The organism is Parapedobacter sp. 2B3 (assembly GCF_041925275.1).
Classification (GTDB): domain Bacteria; phylum Bacteroidota; class Bacteroidia; order Sphingobacteriales; family Sphingobacteriaceae; genus Parapedobacter; species Parapedobacter pyrenivorans_A.
The window spans coordinates 102,548-122,563 of the sequence record NZ_JBHEUZ010000016.1 but is presented as its reverse complement, the minus strand read 5'-3'; the positions used below and the strand labels follow the sequence as shown (position 1 = coordinate 122,563).

General features: G+C 53.9%; 3 protein-coding genes. All 3 read left to right on the top strand.

Annotation, left to right across the window (positions count from 1 at the left end; genetic code table 11):
- Positions 1-180 precede the first annotated feature (180 nt).
- The 3 genes from ACEVG1_RS16945 to ACEVG1_RS16935 all read left to right on the top strand — a co-directional run bounded on the left by ACEVG1_RS16945 (position 181) and on the right by ACEVG1_RS16935 (position 19,942).
- Entirely contained in the window at positions 181-8,010 is a 7,830-nt protein-coding gene (locus ACEVG1_RS16945; RefSeq protein WP_374744909.1) for an MBG domain-containing protein, read from the top strand.
- A 52-nt stretch (positions 8,011-8,062) separates the two neighbouring features.
- Positions 8,063-8,956, top strand: a complete 894-nt coding sequence (locus ACEVG1_RS16940; RefSeq protein ID WP_374744908.1) for a PorP/SprF family type IX secretion system membrane protein — start codon at positions 8,063-8,065, stop codon at positions 8,954-8,956.
- Positions 8,957-9,553: 597 nt separating this feature from the next.
- The gene (locus ACEVG1_RS16935; RefSeq protein ID WP_374744907.1) at positions 9,554-19,942 is read left to right on the top strand and encodes an FG-GAP-like repeat-containing protein; all 10,389 of its coding nucleotides are present in this window, start codon (positions 9,554-9,556) and stop codon (positions 19,940-19,942) included.
- Positions 19,943-20,016 lie beyond the last annotated feature (74 nt).

Genomic DNA, 20,016 nt, shown 5'->3' with positions numbered 1-20,016 from the left:
ATCAAAGAACGATTATAATATATTTATATACAATGTATTACAACAAATTTTAAAAACTTAACGCATCACTAGTAATTTTTAATAACTAAATTGGGTGTGGTCTTTCTTTACGCGTTTTGGGAATACCCCCCCAAAAGAGGGGTGGCGGGGTCGGCCTATTTTCCGTCAATTTGTAGCGCTATGGAAAGATTTCTACCACGTCTACGCATGCCATTGGCTGGATTATGGACTGCTCTGTTAGTTGTGCTGATGAGCTTTACTGCGCTGGCGCAACGGCCATTCGTCACCACTTGGAAAACGGATAATCCCGGTGAGAGTATTACCATTCCGGTGAATCCGGATGTATCGGGGTATAATTATACAGTGGATTGGGGAGATGGCAATACGTCGACAGGACAAACCGGCGATGCTGTCCACACCTATGCCGTAGCGGGAACGTATACGGTAGAAATTACGGAAAATTTTCCGGCTATACGGCTTGGGGGGAGAGATATATCTATAACGGATAAACTTGTAAGCGTCGAACAATGGGGGGATATCGCCTGGCAATCGATGGAGATGGCCTTTGATGGCGCGAGTAATATGGTGTTGAATGCAAGTGATGCACCCAATTTAAGTGGCGTGTCTTCGTTGGTGCGGATGTTCGCCAGGGCGCAGTTGGTTAATGGTGATCTCAGTGGTTGGAACGTATCGAACGTAACCAACATGGCGAGTATGTTTAACGGTGCGAAGGCGTTCAACGGCAACATTACCAATTGGAATGTTGCCGCTGTAACGGACATGTCTTGGATGTTCTGGGGTGCAAGTGTCTTTAATCAAGACATCGGCGGTTGGGAGGTAGGCAACGTGGCGGATATGTCATTTATGTTCTATCAAGCGGCGGTCTTTAACCAGGACTTGAGTGGATGGGATGTGTCGAATGTAACCACGATGAACAATATGTTTTTCATTGCCATGGCTTTCGATCAGTCACTGGGCAGTTGGAACATTTCCAATGTAACGGATATGGACGGCATGTTGCTCGCAACGGGCCTTTCTTCCGCCAATTACGGGGCTACGCTCATCGGTTGGGCGTCCCTACCCACGGTTCCATCCGATATCACACTGGACGCGACAGGTCAGGAATACTGCCCGGGTACGGCGGCCGAAACGGCCCGACAGCAATTAATAGCTAAAAGGTGGACGATTACGGGCGATGCGGGAGCAACCGATTGCGGTGGTGGAGGTACAAACAGCAGTCCCACCGTCACGGGACTGCCAGCGGTCGTAACGGTGGAGGAAGATGCTACCACCGACGCCCTTACTATTTCGGCAGCCACCATCGAAGATGTGGACGCTGGTTCAGGAGCGCTCACGTTGACCTTGCAGGCAACCGGCGGCATTTTTGATATTGCCTCGAGTCCGGGGATTACCATTACCGGCCACCTGACTAACCGGCTAACCCTTACCGGAAATCTGACAGACCTGAATAATTACATTAACGTTCCCACTAATATCTTTTTCCGGCCGGCAGCAAACCTCTACGGTGTCGCTGCGGCACAGGTTGACGTATTCATCAACGATAACGGCCATACAGGCAGCGGGGGAGGAATCGATATCAGCGTTGGAACTATCCAGGTCGACATCACCCCGGTTAACGATGCTCCGGAAGTGTCGTTGCCGGCAACTATCGACGTTATAGAAAATGTGGCTTCGGCCTTGGTCGGTATCAGCTTTACCGATGTAGATGCCGGGAGCGGTAACATAAATGTCCGTTTGGATGTTCCAGCTGGTCGGTTGATAGCCGCCCCGGCAAGTGGGATAACCGCCGCCGGAAACGGGACGAACGGCTTGACAATTAGTGGATCACTTGCTAATATCAATTCCTTTTTTGCGGCATCGAATGTGACTTATGAGAACGAACCCGGAAATACGGACGATCAGCCGTTGGAGGTCATGATAAATGATAGCGGCCATACCGGATCGGGAGGCAATCTAAGCGATGATGGGACGGTATTAATTCGGATTACGTCTAGCGTGCCCGCCGACCCCAACGATTTCATCACTGTCTGGAAGACCGATATTGACGGCGGTACCGGACCCTACGACATCAAGATACCGGCCACAGGCGAGTTCACCTATACCTGGGTGGATACCAACAATCCGGCAGTTACCGGGTCGGGAAATGGAAGCGGCGAAACATTCGTGACGTTTCCGCAACCTGGAACTTATGAGGTACGTATCGCTCCGACGGGAAGCAATCCTTTTCACGCGATCGAACTCCATTATCTTTTAGTTGGAAATGATGCAGCTAAACTGTTGGAGGTGAAAAACTGGGGCACCGTACATTGGAGTAGATTTGTATTCTATGGTTGTGAGAACCTGAAAATCACGGCAACGGATATCCCGGACTTAAGTGGCGTAACGGATTTAAGTTTCGCTTTCAGTCTCAGTGGAATAGATGTAATACCCAATATCAATGATTGGGATGTCAGTACGGTGACTGACTTGAGTAACTTGTTTGAGGATGTGGCTGGCTTCAATCAATCCTTGGACAACTGGGACGTCAGCAATGTAACCAACATGTCGTTTATGTTTGACGGGGCAACGAGCTTCAATCAATCATTAGATAGTTGGGATGTACGTAAGTTGGAAAACTTCGACTATATGTTCCGTGACGCCGCCAGTTTTGACCAGTCGCTGGGCGCCTGGAAGCTGGAAAGTCTGGGTGGAGCGCTTTTCGCTTTTACCGGGAGCGGCATGAGCTGCGAAAACTTCAGTTATTCCCTTTATAGCTGGGCCACGAATCCCAATACGAATGACGGGGCTTTACTTGGCGGGTCAGGCGTTACTTACAGTCCCGATGTCGCCCCCTATGTGGATAAACTGAGGGACGAGCGGAATTGGCGCTTTCAGTTACTAGCGGAAGGTACCTGTAGTGTTGTACTGCCGGATCCTCCCATTGAACCCGGCGATAACCATATCCTCTACGTAGATGTCAACGTGAACACCGCGGCCACCGGCTATACCGGCGTGGGCGACAGCTGGGAAAATGCCATCCCCGAGCTGGCCGATGCACTGAAATGGGCGCGCGAGCAGCACGATGGGGGCAGTCCCGGTTGGACGGAAGCCGAACCGCTGCGCATCTTTGTAGCCAAAGGAACCTACCTGCCCTTATACCATGCGGCCGACGCGCAGTATACCACCGACGGCGGCCGGGATAACAGCTTTGTACTGGTGCCGAATGTGCAATTGTACGGTGGGTTTGACCCGGTGGCCGGAATCGAAACCCTGGAAGATGCGCGTATCCTACCAACTATGAATAGCCTGGCACAGGGCAGTATCCTAAGCGGCGATTTCAACGGCAACGACCATACAGCTAATTATGATAACCATACCGAGAATGCCCATCACGTGACCATTTCATCGGGAAATATAGGCAGTGCGCTCATGGACGGATTTACGGTAACCGGTGGCTATGCTCGCGGCAATACGTCGGGCTCGTCTGTAATGGGACAGACAGTTTATCGGTTTTTTGGCGGTGGGACGTATGTCATCTCCTCATCGCCACAATTTGCCCACATGGCGTGGTTTAATAATGTGGGCGATTGGGGCGGCGGATTGTTCAACACGGTTTCCCTCTTAACAGAAATCAGTTCACCGACGTTATCCAACGTGACGTTCTATCGGAACATGGCGCCCGGCGGTGGTGGGGGTATACGTAATTTTGGAGGGTCTGTTGACATCACGCAGGCCATATTCGCAAACAATGGGGCCGGATTGGTTGAAGATGGAACGTCTTCCGGTCCGGGTGGGGGGATACACAGCAGTGGTAATGGTACGTCGTTGTCCGTAACCAATGCCACCTTCTACGGAAACTGGATTGTCGGCGTTTTTATTCCCCAGTTCGATGGCGGTGCAATATATGTGGAACAGACCTCGACCCTACTGAACAATGTAGTGATCTGGGAGAATGAAGTAGAAGGTGACCCGACTGATCCATCCGCATCCATATCCGTTTCCACATTGGGCGGCGATGTAACCGTCGCCAATAGCTTGGTCGCCCATTCGGGCGGAAGCGCGAACTGGAATCAGGCAACGGGCATCCTGGACGGCGGCAACAACATCGACACCGATCCGGTATTCATGAGCACCACACCCGGCGGCGGCGGTTATTTACAATTAAGTGCATGCAGCCCTGCCATCGGCGCGGGCAACAACCAGCTATACATCGATGCGGGCGGAGACCTAGCGAATGACCGTGACATGGGCGGCAACCTGCGGGTGTATGATTTTGCAGGCGATGGTGTGATAGACATGGGTGCCTACGAATATCAGGGCGAACGGTTATACATCGAACAGTTAGCCGCACCGGCGGCGGTAACGGCGGCGTACGGCACGGCTTGGGGTGATATCGATGGATTGCCGACTGTCGTAACCGCCAGATTAAGCGATGATACGGAGGTGTCCATCCCGCTGGATGGTAATCGTGACCACTGGGTGCTCCTTACGCCTACCGGTGGCAGCTATGATGGGGATGTGGCTGGTACGTATGTGTTTGCCGTGCCACCCGCGATTCCAGAAGAGGAATGTTTACTGAATCCAGATAATCTGCAGGCGGAGATCACCATTGTGGTGGCGAAAGGCACGCCCGTATTGACGGCTTCATGGAATGGTGCAGTGATTGATACCGACGAAGGACTATCGTTGACCTATGGAGATACCGGGGAACTAACGTTCAACACAACCGATCCAGATGGTGTTGTTACCTATGCGCTCGGAACAGGTGATGACGCAGTTATCGACCTGAGCGACCTCGCTGCTGTTGCTGCCCGCTTGGGGGGCGATGCCACCTTGACCATTGAGCAGGAAGGCACGGATAATTATGAGGCGGCATCACTGTCGCTTGCCGTTACCGTGGCACAGAAAGCCATCACGATCGTTCCGACAGCGGGTCAAGGGAAAGTGTACGGTTCTGATGATCCTGATACGTACGCGTATGAGCTGGCTGAGGGCGACGAGCTGGCATTTGATGACCAGCTGACGGATATCGTTTCGGCTACCACACGGCAGGAAGGCGAAGGCGTGGGTGCGTATGACATTGAATTAGCAGTTGGCGGTGCACAGGCCGGAAATTATGCCTTCACCGTTAAGGCGGATAACGATGCATTTGTAATTACGCCATTGGAAATTACAGTTACCGTGGAAAATAAAACCAAGGTATTTGGTATCGATGATCCTGAACTGACGTATACCTTCACGCCGGAGCTGATTAGCGGCGATACCTTTGCGGGCGAACTTGACCGTGACGTAGGTGAAGACGTGGGTGACTATGCGATTACGCGGGGTAACCTGTCGCTGGATGATAACTATGCACTTGTCTTTGAAGCCGGCACGTTGACCATCACACCATTGGAAATAACGGTTGTGGCGGACGACAAAACGAAGGTATTCGGCACGGATGATCCGATACTGACATATGCCTTTACGCCGGAGCTGGTCGGTAGCGATGCGTTCGCAGGCGGTCTTGCCCGTGAGGGGGGGGACGACGTGGGCAGCTACACAATTAATCAAGGCGACTTGTTGCTCGGTGACAACTATGAAATCACCTTTGAGCAAGGTACGCTGACGATCACGCCTGCGGTGTATGAGGGTGTCGAATTGATTAATACCTCCTTTGAATATGACGGTACGGAACACATGCTGGAACTGACCGGCGAGTTGCCGGAAGGCGCGACGGTGAGCTATGAGATTGACGGCGAACCGGGCAACGGTGCCACGGATGCCGGTGCCTATGAAATCACGGCCATCATTGATGGGGGCGACAACTACGAAGACAAGGAACTAGCCGCGACGCTGACCATCACGCCGCTGGAAATCGTGGTTACCGCGACCGACAAAACGAAGGTGTTTGGCTCGGATGATCCGGCATTGACCTATACGTTCATGCCTGAGCTGATCGGTGAGGATGTATTCACGGGCGGACTTACCCGCGAGGAAGGCGAGAATGCGGGTGCCTACGCAATCATACAAGGTAACCTGTCGTTGGATGATAATTACGAAATCGCGTTCGAGGATGGCACGCTGACGATCACGCCGGCGGTGTATGAGGGTGTCGAATTGATTAATACCTCCTTCGAATATGACGGCACGGAACACATGCTGGAACTGACCGGCGAGTTGCCGGAAGGCGCGACGGTGAGCTATGAGATTGACGGCGAGCCGGGTAACAGTGCCACAGAGGCCGGTACGTATGCCGTAATCGCCATCATCGACGGTGGGAACAACTACGAAGACGCGGAACTGACCGCCACGCTATCCGTCACACCGTTGGAAATCAGGGTGACGGCCACAGACAAAGCGAAGGTTTTCGGCGCGGATGACCCGGCGTTTACGTATACGTTTACACCGAAACTCGTTGGTGACGATGCATTTAGCGGTAACCTGGCCCGTGTCGAAGGCGACGTGGTGGGCGACTATGCCATCACGCAGGGAGACCTTTCGCTCGACGACAATTACGAAATCACATTTGAAGCCGGCAAACTGACGATTACCCAGCAACAAATCACGGGCATCGCCCTTCATAATATTTCATCTACCTACGATGGCACCGAACAAAGGCTTATCCTCGCTGGCGAATTGCCAGCGGGAGCCTCGGTGACTTATGAAATCGACGGTAAACCGGGTAATCGTGCGATAGACGCCGGCACGTATGATGTGACCGCCTATATCGATGGCGGCCAGAACTACGAAGACGATGAGTTGACCGCCACGTTGACCATCGCTCCATTGGAGATTACAGTCTCAGCAGCAGACAAAGCCAAAGCATTCGGTACGGATGACCCGGCACTGACGTATACCTTTACGCCGGGGTTGATTGGCGACGATGTCTTCGCGGGAGACCTCAACCGCGATGGCGGGGAAGATGTGGGCGACTATGCCATCACCCAGGGCGACTTGTCGCTGGATGGCAATTATACGCTGGTCTTTGAAATAGGCACACTGACGATTACACAACGACAGATTACGGGGCTTATTTTTGAAAATACCTCATTTACCTATGATGGCACCGAGCATACCCTCTCGCTCGCTGGCGACCTGCCAGCGAGAGCCTCGGTGACTTACGAAAACAACGGCCGGACCAATGTTGGGCATCAAACCGTAAAAGCCCTCATCGATGGTGCCGGAAATTATCAAGATGAAGTGCTGGAGGCTACCCTCACCGTGCTTCCGGCTATGCGTAGGGTGGATTTCCCGGCACTGCCCGAGAAAATCTATGGCGATGCGGCTTTCGATGCAGGCGCAACAGCAACCAGCGGAGAAGAGATCATTTATGTAAGCAGCAATCCCGATGTGGCGGAAGTAACCGCCGAAGGCGAAATTGCCATCATCGGGGCGGGTGAGACCACGATTACGGCAACGGTTCCCGAGAACGCGAACTACGGCAATAGGCCGCAGGAGCACCGAACACTGATAGTGCGCAAGGCCCGCCAGACCCTCACACTGAACGGCCCGACCGAGGTGGACCGTGATGCGGGCAGTATTGAGTTGACGGCATCGAGCACGACTGGGTTACCGGTGACGCTGACCGCTGACAACGCCGAGGTGGCCACGTTGGCAGGTACTTCGTTGAATATCCTGCGGTTGGGATGGGTCACCATCACCGCTACGCAGACGGGCGACGCCAATTACGAAGCCGCCGAACCGGTTACGTTGACCATCCGGGTAGTAGATCCGACATCGGACCTGCCGGTACGCGTGCATCCGGTAATATCACCCAATGGCGACGGCATCAACGAGTTCTTGATGATCGAGGCAGTAACGGATTACCCGGAAAACCGGGTGACCATCTTCAACCGGAACGGCACCCTGCTGTGGGAAGCCAGTGGCTACGATAATAACCGAGTGGCGTTCCGAGGTATCAGTACGGCGCAACAGCTATTGCCGGCAGGTACGTATTTCTACATCGTGGAGGTAAAGGATGGGAATACGTGGAAGCATAAGAAGGGATGGGTTGTGTTGAGGTACTAGTTGTGAGACAAGAGACACTAGACAAGAGACATTAGACACTAGACAACAGACGATGAAACGGAATCTATTCATAACATTAGCGGGTTTATTGATAACCATCGGCTTACAAGCCCAGCAGCCACTCACGCATACGCAGCATGGGCAATTGCGTACGGTTGTCAATCCGGCGGCGAGTCTGATGCACCTGGGCGGCGAGGTGTCGGTAATCGGCCGTCGGCAATGGGTGGGCATCGATGGGGCGCCCGCCGTGTTCTGGGGGAACGGGCATATCGGGTTCGCAGGGATGGGCGCTACGGCCGGACTGATTATTCGCCACGAGAGCCTTGCCGTGGAAAAACTCACCGAGGCAAGCGCGTTCTTTGCCAAATCGGTCCGGATTTCCGAAAGCGAATATTTGGGCTTGTCGCTGAATGCGGGCTTCAGTTACCTTGACGGTCGGTTTTCGCAGCTCGACCCGATGGACCCGGCGTTCCGGGAAGACATCCGGGAGACGGATGCGCTGGTGGGCTTCGGTGTGATGCTTTACCGTCCGGAGCGCTACTACGTGGGATTGTCATTGCCACGGCTGATGCTCGGCAACCTGGGGTTGACGGGCGATAGCCGATACGAATTCACCAACATCTACCACCTGACGGCCGGGGCGTTGTTCCCTTTGGGGACGGACTTCCGGTTCCGGCCGTCTTTACTGGTTACATACTCGGAAAGTTTGCGGCCGCAGGCGGAGGCCTCGGCGATGTTCTTCGTGAAGGAGGTCTTTGGGGTAGGGGCAAATGTGCGGACTTATGGAGAGTTTGCGGGGATGGCCCAGTTTAACTTTTCGGGTATCGGACTAGGGTATAGCTACCAGTTCAACCCGGGAAGTAAAACGCTCGACCGGCGGATGAACAACACCACGCATGAGATTGGACTTAGTTATCGGTTTGGCAGACAGGTTGGACTGCTGTAGTAGATACAATGTATTAGCTTCTAATACTTTATCACTGTATATTTTCAAGGTCATTCAAATCCTTTGGCCTACCCGCCCTATAATGTCATCATGTAAATCTCTTCCCTTAGCGCTAAATTTGGTGCGGTTAAGGCGTTTCTAACCAACTTTTGCTTTTGTAGAAGGCAGCATGATTACTGGCTTCGGAAGCAGACTACTCTTTAAAGACATTTCGGTTTAATCGAAAGTCTGACATGACACAAACTTAGTTAATACAAAGGGAACACAAGTGAAAAAAACATCCGGATGGTTAGAAAAAAATGTATATTCGGTTCCTGCGAAACGTTAAGTTTTCTCAGCGTTTTCCTGACCAGTAGTAACCACCGACAGAACTAATATAGTTGTCCGCATGCAGGTATTTGCCAACGAAGTATCGCCCCGCCGATGTTGCCCAGCCGCTGGGCATGCACCTTGTTGTGGCACGAGCCTGTCGACACTGACGATGCTAATATAAAAATGCAAACTTAAAAACCTGAAAGATAACCTGTTATGAGCATTGCTTCTTCCTGCAATTTTTGCCGCTTATTATTGCTCTGTCTTGGGTTGTTTGTAACGCAAATGGCCAATGCACAGCCACCCGTCATCACGAGTTTTTCACCGACCAGGGCCGCCGCAGGTAGCAGCGTGACAATTACCGGCACGGGTTTCAACCCCACGCTCGCTAATAATATCGTATACGTCGGCTGGATGAGAGCATCTGTAATGGCGGCCAGCACGACCAGCCTCACCGTGATGGTTCCGGCCGGCGCTTCATACGGTCCGATCAGCGTATTGAATACGGCGACCAGGCTGAGCGGATCCGGACGCCAGTACTTCCTGCCTACACAATCCCCTTTCAAACCCACGTTGGTTGAGGCAGACCTTACATTCGATGGATTGACCACGCCGATATCGAGGATATACGGGGGAGTAGTGGGCGACCTGAACGGGGATAATAAGCCGGACCTGGTTATCAATGATAACGGATGGACGTCAACGTTAGAGAATACGTTGCTTATCCAGCACAATACAGGTACAACGGGTGGTGCAATGTCATTTAGTAACTCACCCCAGATTTTTACTTTCGCCGGGTACAATGGACAGGCGATCGCCTCCCTTGGCGATATGGATGGGGATGGTTTGCTGGATATCATTGCTGCGGCTAACCTAATAGATGTCGGCCCTCCTCAGACGGTTACCCTAAGTGATGTATTTGTGCTCAGGAACCAGGGCAATGGAACATTCATCGTTTCCAGACCATTTACAACCAGTCTGGGTACCGAAGTGATCAGAACGGCGGATATCGATGGCGATGGGCTGACCGATGTGGCTGCCCTCAATTATCATTCGGGCTCTGTATCTATTTTGCGGAATACGAGCAGCGGTATTGGAAATATAAACTTCGCCTTAACGCCCGATCTGACTGGTATAGGGCAGGGTTTAGACATGGTTCTTACCGATATCAACGGGGATGGGAAACCCGATATAGTCACGCTTAGAAGTAACAGCAATGGCTTTGCTGTGTTCCTGAACACCAGCACCCCAGGCAATATCAGTTTTACTTCCGCCGGGATCATTGCCACCAATGCCGGCCCAAACCGGATCATTGCCGGGGATATCGATGGCGATGGCTACAACGACCTGGTGGTCACTTCGGGCAATAGCAGTGCGACGACGGCCCAGGTATTCCACAACCGTTATGGCGTCTCCGGTTCACTTGATTTTAGTACGGTCATAGCTATCCCGATCGGTGATTCGCAACAAGCCTGTGCCCTGGGCGATATCAACGGCGACGGGAAGCCGGATCTTGCAATCAGTTCCGACCAAAACTTTGGTTCTGCGGATTATAGATTCTTTCTTTTCCGGAACACCAGTACACCGGGCGCCATCAGTTTCGGTGAGGGAGACCGGGTTGCGCAAGGGGGGATAAATGGCTACTCCAGATTCCTGGCCATCGCTGACATGAATGCGGATGGGAAGCAGGATGTCCTTGCCGGCGCCACGAATACGGGCCGGATTGGGTTGTATCGGAATACCCTACAGTTTCCTCCCATTATTACATCCTTTAGCCCGGCTACTGCAGCACCCGGTGAAAGTGTGACCCTGACAGGCGCTAATTTCAATACCACCACTGCCAACAACATCGTGAGTTTCGGCGGCGTAAAGGCCGCGATTACTGCGGCAAGCACAACCCAACTGACCGTAACCGTCCCCCTTGGCGCTACGCATGATCGCATTACCGTATTGAATACGGCGAACAATTTGTCCGGTAGCAGCCCCGTGCCTTTTTCCCCATCATTCTCGCCGAATAAGAGCAGCATCACTGCCCTTGATTTTGCGGCTGAACCAGGTATCGCAGGGTCCACTCCTTTTTCAGTCGCTTACGGTGACTTTGACGGGGACGGCAGGGCGGATATGGCCGTAGCGAATGCCATTGCAGGTCCGGGGAATGTGTCGGTTTTTCAGAATACAGGCAGCGCCGGTACGGTTAGTTATACACAGGTATTAATCGGCACCCTCACTGCAGGAAATAGTCCCCGCTCGGTTGCCGTTGGCGATATAGACGGGGATGGTAAACCAGACCTGGTCGTTACGGATCCAACAAGTGCAAGGATACATGTGTTCCGGAATACCAGCAGCGGCAGTGGCGATTTCAGTTTCAGCGATGTGTGGTTTACGACAGGCGCCAATATTATAAGCGTTGCTATCGGCGATATTGATGGCGACGGGCGGCCTGATGTGGCCGTAACGGGAGAGGCTGCCGGGATGGGTTATGTTTATGTGCATCGCAACCTGGGCAGCGGCCCGGGCAGTGTTGCCTTCGATAATGCTTATACAACACTTTCCGTGGGGCCGGCATTTGGCACCGGCGTCAGCATTGTCATTGCGGATATCAACCGGGATGGCAAGGCCGAGTTGTTGACCAGTAATGTTGGCGACCAGCTTTTGATATTCCCCAATACCAGCACGCCCGGAAGTGTCAGCTTTGATGCTGCCATTGCACGTACTACCGCAGGTGTCGGCGCACGGTATGTGGCAGTCGGCGATCTCGATGGCGATGGAATGCCGGATATCGCTGTTGCCAATGGAAATACAGACAATATCTCTGTATTCCGGAACACGGGATTAAGCGGTGGTGCGACCAGCATCACTGCTACCGATGCAGGTCCCTTTCCCGTAGGCGATAACCCTTTTGGTATCGCCTACGGTGATGTCAACGGTGATGGCAGGCCGGATATCGTGACGGCGAATCAAACGGCAGGCAGTATATCCATCCTCCGCAATACCAGTACGGGTACTGGAACCATTAGCTTTGCGGCAGGTCTTGAGCTGGCATCCGGTGCCGGAGCCCGCTATCCTACCCTTGCCGATATGGATGGTGACGGTAGATTGGATATCGCCGTTGCCAATCAAAGTGCAAATACCGTTTCCTTCTTCCGCAATGCGCCCATCATTCCCGATGCATCCGGCATTGTTTATGTAAATGCTAATACCCCCGCACCGGCAGGCGATGGCAGCAGCTGGGCTAGCGCGTATCACGACCTGGCGCCTGTGCTGGCAGCGGCAAAAACCGACCCCTCCATCCGGCAGATATGGGTAGCCAAAGGAACCTATAAACCTAAATACCGTGCAGATGATTTAAGCGGAGCCAACCCCACTGGCCGTGACAACGCCTTTGTATTGGTACCCGATGTGAAAATCTATGGCGGCTTCTACGGCGATGGAACGGAAACCGATATCGACGACCGTACATTGGATGGTACCAATGAAACCATTCTGAGTGGAGATATCGATGGCGTTGCCGATGGGGTAACCGGCAGCGGAATCACATTGAACATTGCCGGTTTTGATGATAATGCTTACCATGTAGTGATCTCCGCAGATGCAGTGGGCACAGCCGGGTTGAATGGTTTTACGGTTACAGGAGGTTATGCAGATGGTATAGGCGATATTACCGTCAATACCATTACTACGATTAATCAGGGGTATGGCGGGGGGCTTCATCTGAATGGATCCTCTCCGGAAATTAGTCACGTGAAGTTTATACACAACTTTGGTCTTAAGGGCGGAGGTATGTCTAATCAGTCCTCCAGCCCTACGATCACCCATTCGGTATTTTCAGAAAATCAGGGAAACAATGGCGCGGGAAGCTATATCCACGACTCTTCTGTGATGATCAGCCATTCGGTGTTTTCGGGAAATAAAAGCGGCGCTGATGGCGCTGGTATATATGTGCACGGCGCCTCTGATCTCGTTGCTGCGAATACCGTGTTTTCGGGGAATCATGCCGGCACTGATGGGATGGGTATATATCATGGTTCAGGTGCTTCCGGAAAAGGAACGTTTATCAATATGACCATGGCGGGGAATACTGGCGGTGGTGTAGCCTTCCATAAAATAAGCACTGCGCCGGTCGATATCAGGAACAGTATCGTTTTTGGGGGCATTACCGCTTCCGGCAGTATTGCCACAGCCAATAGCCTGATTGAAGGCAGCACAGATACAGCTAACGGCAATATAGATGCTAGCGGTATCACCCTGGCCGGTATCTTTGATGCCCCTATTAATCCTGTTGGTGCAGATGGTACCTGGGGTACGGCAGATGATGGCCTGGCTTTAAACTACTCTTCTGCCAATCCCGTGATCAATGCGGGGAACAATACCGTGTTCGATGCCGGGCAAACACCGGATCTCTCGGCTATCACGACCGATATTGCGGGTAATCCGCGTAAATGGTTTACAGTGGATGCCGGGGCTTATGAATTGCAAGATTATGGTCCAACTGCACAGGCTTCTGCGGTAACGGTAAACCATCTGGCCAGTGCAAGCGCGACCGTAAGCTGGACGAACGGCGACGGCGGTAAACGGGTCGTGTTCGTATCCGATGGCAGTACGGGCGAACCTGTTCCGGTTGATGGAACGTCCTATACTGCCAATGCCGTATTCGGCGCAGGCACGGAAATCGGTAGTTCGGGCTGGTATGCCGTGTATAACGGTACCGGTACTACGGTAGCGATTAACGGCTTAAGCGCGGCTACCCCATACCGGGTGATGGTCGTGGAATATAACGAAACGCTGGCGAGCAATGGGGAAGATTATTTAGCGATTAGCGCTATGGATAACCCGGTAAATTTTACAACGATGGCCCAGCCACCGGTAATCAGCTCGTTCGCTCCTGCCACGGCTACACCCGGGGAGAGCGTGATCCTTACCGGCACTGGTTTTCATACGACAGCAACCGATAATACCGTATTCTTCGGTCCGGTAAAAGCAACGGTTACGGGCGGAACAGCTACCTCGTTAACCGTAACGGTTCCCGTAAGTGCTGCTTACGCCCCTGTTGCTGTTTTGAATACGGGCAACGGTTTGAGCGCTTATAGCAGCGATTTTTTTCTGCCTGGTTTTCAACCGAATAAGGACGACTTGATCACCGCTGACTTTAAGCCGAAAATAGATCTGCCTTCCGGGGCCAAGCCGGAATCGGTCGCAATTATTGATTTTGACGGCGACGGGAAGCCCGATTTGGCTTCGGTCAATTACGATGGAAATACGGTTTCGGTGTTTTACAACACCGGCGGTGCGGGCAGCATGTCGTTTGCCGATGGGGTGGATTATGCGACTGGAACAAACCCAGCATCGGTCGCCGTCGGTGATATCGATGGGGACGGCAAGCCGGATATGGCCGTCACTAATTTCAACAGCGATCAGGTTACGGTCTATCGCAATACCAGCACCCCGGGGAATATTAGTTTTGCGGGCAGGCTGGACCTGGCGGTAGGCGGATGCCCGTTCTTCCTGATTATCCGGGACCTGGATGGGGATGGGAAGGCCGATATCGCTACGGCGAACAAGCTGAGTAATACGGTCTCGGTATTATGGAACACGGGGGGCATAGGGAATATCGTTTTTGATCCTAGCCGGGATTATGCCGTGGGTGCAGAGCCTTATTCTCTGGCCGTCGGGGATATTGACGGCGATCATAAGCCCGACCTGATTACAGCCAATTACGCAGATGGCTCGTTATCCTTTTTACGGAATATTTCGGTTCCCGGTGCTATTGATTTTGCCGCAGCAACGGATGTGGCGGTTCCGGGCGTCTATTCGGTTTCCGTTGGCGACCTTGACGGCGACGGGAAGCTGGACCTGGTCACTGCGAATTTATTGGACCAACAGGCCTCCGTATTGCGGAATACCAGCACGGTAGGCAACTTTAGCTTTGATCCTATCGTAACACTGGCAACCGGGGATCGCCCGTATTCGGTTGCTATCGGCGACCTGAACGGCGATGGTAAACCGGATGTGGCGATACCTAATTATAACAGTAATACCATTTCCGTATTCTCGAATACAGGGAGTGCCGGTACGATCGGTTTTGCTGGCCCTATCGCATTGACAACCGGAGTGGGGCCGGCATATGCTGCCATCGGCGACCTGGATGGTGATGGAAAGCCCGACCTGGCAACAGCAAATTATACAGGCAACACGGTCTCGGTATTGCAGAACCAGTTGCTGCTTCGCCCCGCTACACAGGCTTCAGACATTGTTGTCTCGGATAGGAGCGCCGTTTCGGCTACCATCAGCTGGACAAGCGGCAATGGCGCCGGGCGCATGGTATTGATGAAGGAAGGCGATACCGGCTCGGCTTCCCCGGTTGACGGCATGGATTATGAGGCTGATAGTAATTTCGGTTCCGGCCATCAGCTGGGAAGCAGTGGATGGTATGCCCTATATAATGGAACCGGTAATACAGTAGCTGTTTCCGGTTTAAGCCCTTCCACAACGTACCGGATAATGGTCGTTGAATACAATGATAACGGGCTGGCTGGCGAAGCCCGGTATCAAACCGCGGTGGCCGCCGATAATCCGGTTAACTTCACTACGCTGGCTACGCTTGACGCGATTGTGCGGGCGGACGCCAATCCCACTAACGCCGCCACGGTAGCGTATACCGTGACGTTCGGTTCTGCGGTATCGGGACTAACCCCGGCCAATTTCTCGTTGACAACCGGCATTGCCGATGCATCCGTGGTATCGGTTTCGCCTGTAGGTACGGATGAAAAGCGCTATACGATTACCGTTGGTACTGGCAGCGAAGATGGGGATATTACACTGGAACTTTCGGATGCAATGGGATTGACACCCGGATTGACCAATACGTTACCGGTGGTAGGGGAAACGTATACGATTGATAAAACAACACCCGTGCTTACGGCGGTAGGCATCGTTTCGGACAACGCCGATGCGTCGCGGGCAGGGGTAGACGACGTCATCACGCTGGATTTCACGTCCAGCGAACCGATTGCGGTTCCCACAGTGACGATTGCCACGCATACCGTTACGGCAACCCATACGGGCGGGAACAATTGGACAGCTTCCTATACGTTGACGGCATCCGATGCGGAGGATACCGTGCCGTTCAGCATCACTTACAGCGATTTAATTGGCAATACCGGGGCAACGGTGGCCGCTACGACCGATGGTAGTAGCGTTACCGTACTTTCATCGGCCGCCGCATTGCAGGCATTGACCTTGAGCAGCGGCACACTGAGCCCCGTATTCTCGCCCACGGTATACCAGTATGCGGCTTCGGTTCCTTACGCAACGGCTTCGGTAACGCTTGTTCCGACGGCGGGTGAAGAAATGCGTATCGAGGTCGACGGCGTGGAAGTAGCCAGCGGCACAGCGTCACCGCCGGTGACGCTTATCACCGGTGCCAACACCATTGAGGTCGCTGTGACTTCGGAAAACGGCACGGTAACCCAGTACTATACACTGACCATCACGAGGGCTAAAGCAACGCAAGTCATCACGTTTGCGGCCCTGGCACCATACACCTTCGGCGATATGGATATGGATCCCGGTGCTACAGCCAGTTCGGGTCTTGTGATCGCTTATGCATCGGACAATCCGGCCGTAGCGACCATCGTAGACGGCAAAATACAGATTACCGGTGCCGGAACGGCAACCATTACGGCGAGCCAGGCGGGCAATGCGGAATATCTGCCAGCCCCGGATGTAACAAGTACATTGACCGTCGAGCGCAGACCGGTGACCATCGGCTTCGCGGCAGATGCAGCGGTATCAAAGGAATATGACGGCACAACAAGGGCAGAAGTAACGGTTGGCCAACTGTTGTTCATGGTTGGCGATGTATTGGCCGACGATGAAGTACGGATTGGCTTGGCGACTGCTTCGGCCACGTACGACACGGAAGAAGCGGGAACGGATAAACTGGTGACACTGCCCTTGGCCAACGTTTCGCTGGCGGGTGCCGATGCGAAGAATTACCGCATCAGCAACACGGCGGCGATCACGGCAAATGCCGGCACCATTGCCAAGCGGGCGCTCACGATAACGGCAAACAACCATACGAAACTATTTGACGGCGAGGCATACAGCGGTGGCAATGGGGTGACCTATGATGGATTCGTTCCGGGCGAGGACGCTTCGGTGTTGTCGGGGACACTCGTCTATGGTGGTGCATCGCAAGGTGCAGTAGAGGCGGGCGAATACACCATCGAGCCTTCGGGTCACGTATCGGGCAACTATGTGATTGCCTACATTGCCGGGAAGCTGACCATTTCCGGGGGAGCGGAGAACAGGCTTTCTTTCAATGTACAGCAGGAAAACGGAACGGTCACGCGTACCTACGGCGATGCGGATGTGGACGGCTCGGCCATCGCCAGCTCAGGCCTGGCAGTCCGTTATGCGAGCAGCAACGAGGCGGTTGCGGCGGTTGACGGCAATGGTCAGGTGAGCATCCGGGGGGTGGGCACGGCGGTGATCAGTGCCAGCCAGGAAGGGAACGTGAACTACGCACCGGCTGAACCCCTTGCGTTCCGCATCGAGGTGGAGAGAAAGGCACTGGAGGTAAGGGCGAACAATGCGATAAAAACATATGACGGCGAGGCGTACAGCGGCGGGAATGGGGTCAGCTACGAAGGTTTTATTCCCGGTGAAAGCGCGTTGGTGCTGGGTGGTACGCTGACCTACGGTGGCACATCACAGGGTGCAATCGAAGCAGGGACCTATGCTATCGAGCCACAGGGGCTGTCGTCCGCCAACTACGAAATAGGCTATGCTAATGGTACACTGATTATCGCGCCGGCGGACGGGAACACGCTGGCGTTCAATAGCCAACTGGCTGGAAGTACCGTCAGCGTAACTTACGGATGGGAGTCGATTTCGGCAGCGGCCACCTCCACGAAAGGTCTTCCGGTGAGCTATATCAGCGGCAACGAATCGGTTGCCACGGTTGACGCCAACGGGTGGGTAGTGATTCGCGGTGTGGGGACTGCTGTGATCACAGCACAGCAGCCGGGTGACGGGAACCATAGTCCCGCGACGTCGATATCCTTTACCCTCAGCGTGGCTGGCAAGCCCCTTGTGGTGACGGCGAACAACGCCGGTAAGGTGTATGACGGAGAGCCCTACGAAGCGGCCAACGGGGTGCAGTACACCGGATTTGTTTACGGTGAGGATGCCTCGGTGCTGGGCGGTACGCTGACGTATGGCGGCACGGCACAAGGCGCCATTGATGTGGGCAGTTATTTCATCGAGCCGGGGGGACTGTCTTCGGTTAACTATGCCATCGAGTATCGGAGTGGGAGCCTGTCGGTGACCAAGAAGCCGGTGACGGTGAGGTTTGTCCCTGATGCGGCTGTTAGCAAGGAATACGATGGCGCAACCCTGGGAACGATTACGGCAAATCAATTGGGCGTTGCGGTGGGGGAGGTAGTGAATGGCGATGACCTGTCGGTATCACTGTCGGCCGGTACGGTTTCCTATCGTACAGCGGATGCCGGTGAGGCTAAACCGGTGACACTGCCGCTGGCCGATATCACGCTGATTGGTAACGATGCAGGCAATTACAGTGTCGGCAACATGGCAGATATCACGGCATCCATCGGCATCGTTACGAAGAGGCTGCTGACGGTAACCGCAAGTAGCCGCACGAAGGTATATGATGGGGCACCCTTCAGTGGCGGCAACGGGGTGACCTATGATGGTTTCATTGCGGGCGAAGACGCCTCCGTCCTTTCAGGTACGCTGGTATACGGTGGCAGTGCGCAAGGGGCTGTGGATGCCGACAGCTATGATATCATACCTTCCGGTTTACAGACAGCCAATTATGCCCTGGAGTACCGGAGTGGGGCGCTGCTCATCACGCCGGCCACACGGAGTGTGGTTTTCCCGGCATTGCCGGAGAAGGCCTATGGGGATGCGGACTTCGATCCAGGGGCCACGGCCAGTAGCGGTGAGGCCATCGGCTATTACAGTGACGACCTATCAGTTGCCGGGATTGTGAACGGCCGTATCCGCATCGTTGGGGCTGGAGAAGCCACGATTACGGCGGTAGTGCCGGAAAACGGGAACTATAGCAATCAACCCACGGTATCGCAGACGCTGACCGTTCATCAGGCTACACAGGCCATCGTGCTGGATGCCCCGGCCGAAATTCGACGGGATGCGGGTAGCGTACCGCTGGTGGTATCGGTTTCCAGCGGCCTGCCAGTCACGCTGGCCCTGGACGATCCGGAGGTGGCCACGTTGGATGGAACCACGCTCATTATCCACCGGCTGGGCACGGTGCGTATCACCGCCCGGCAGGGAGGTGATGCCAATCATGAAGCGGCAGCGCCCGTGACAGTAACGGTGCGGGTTACCGACCCGTCGTCGGACTTTCCGGTGCGGGTGTCGAAGGCAGTGTCGCCCAATGGCGACGGTATCAACGAATACCTGATCATCGAGGCCATCAAGGACCATCCAGACAATCGCGTGCGCATCTTTAACCGTAACGGCACGGTGGTGTATGAGGCCAGCGGCTATAACAACGGCACGGTAGCGTTCCGCGGTGTTGGCACGGGACAGCAACCGGTAGCTGCCGGAACTTACTTCTACGTGGCGGAAATCCGCGCAGGCGGGGAGTGGAAATATGAGAAGGGATGGTTTGTGTTGAGGTATTAGTTGTGAGACATGAGACGCTAGACGTGAAACAATAGACGATGGACCGGCCTTAACGGATTGGCGGGGATACCAAG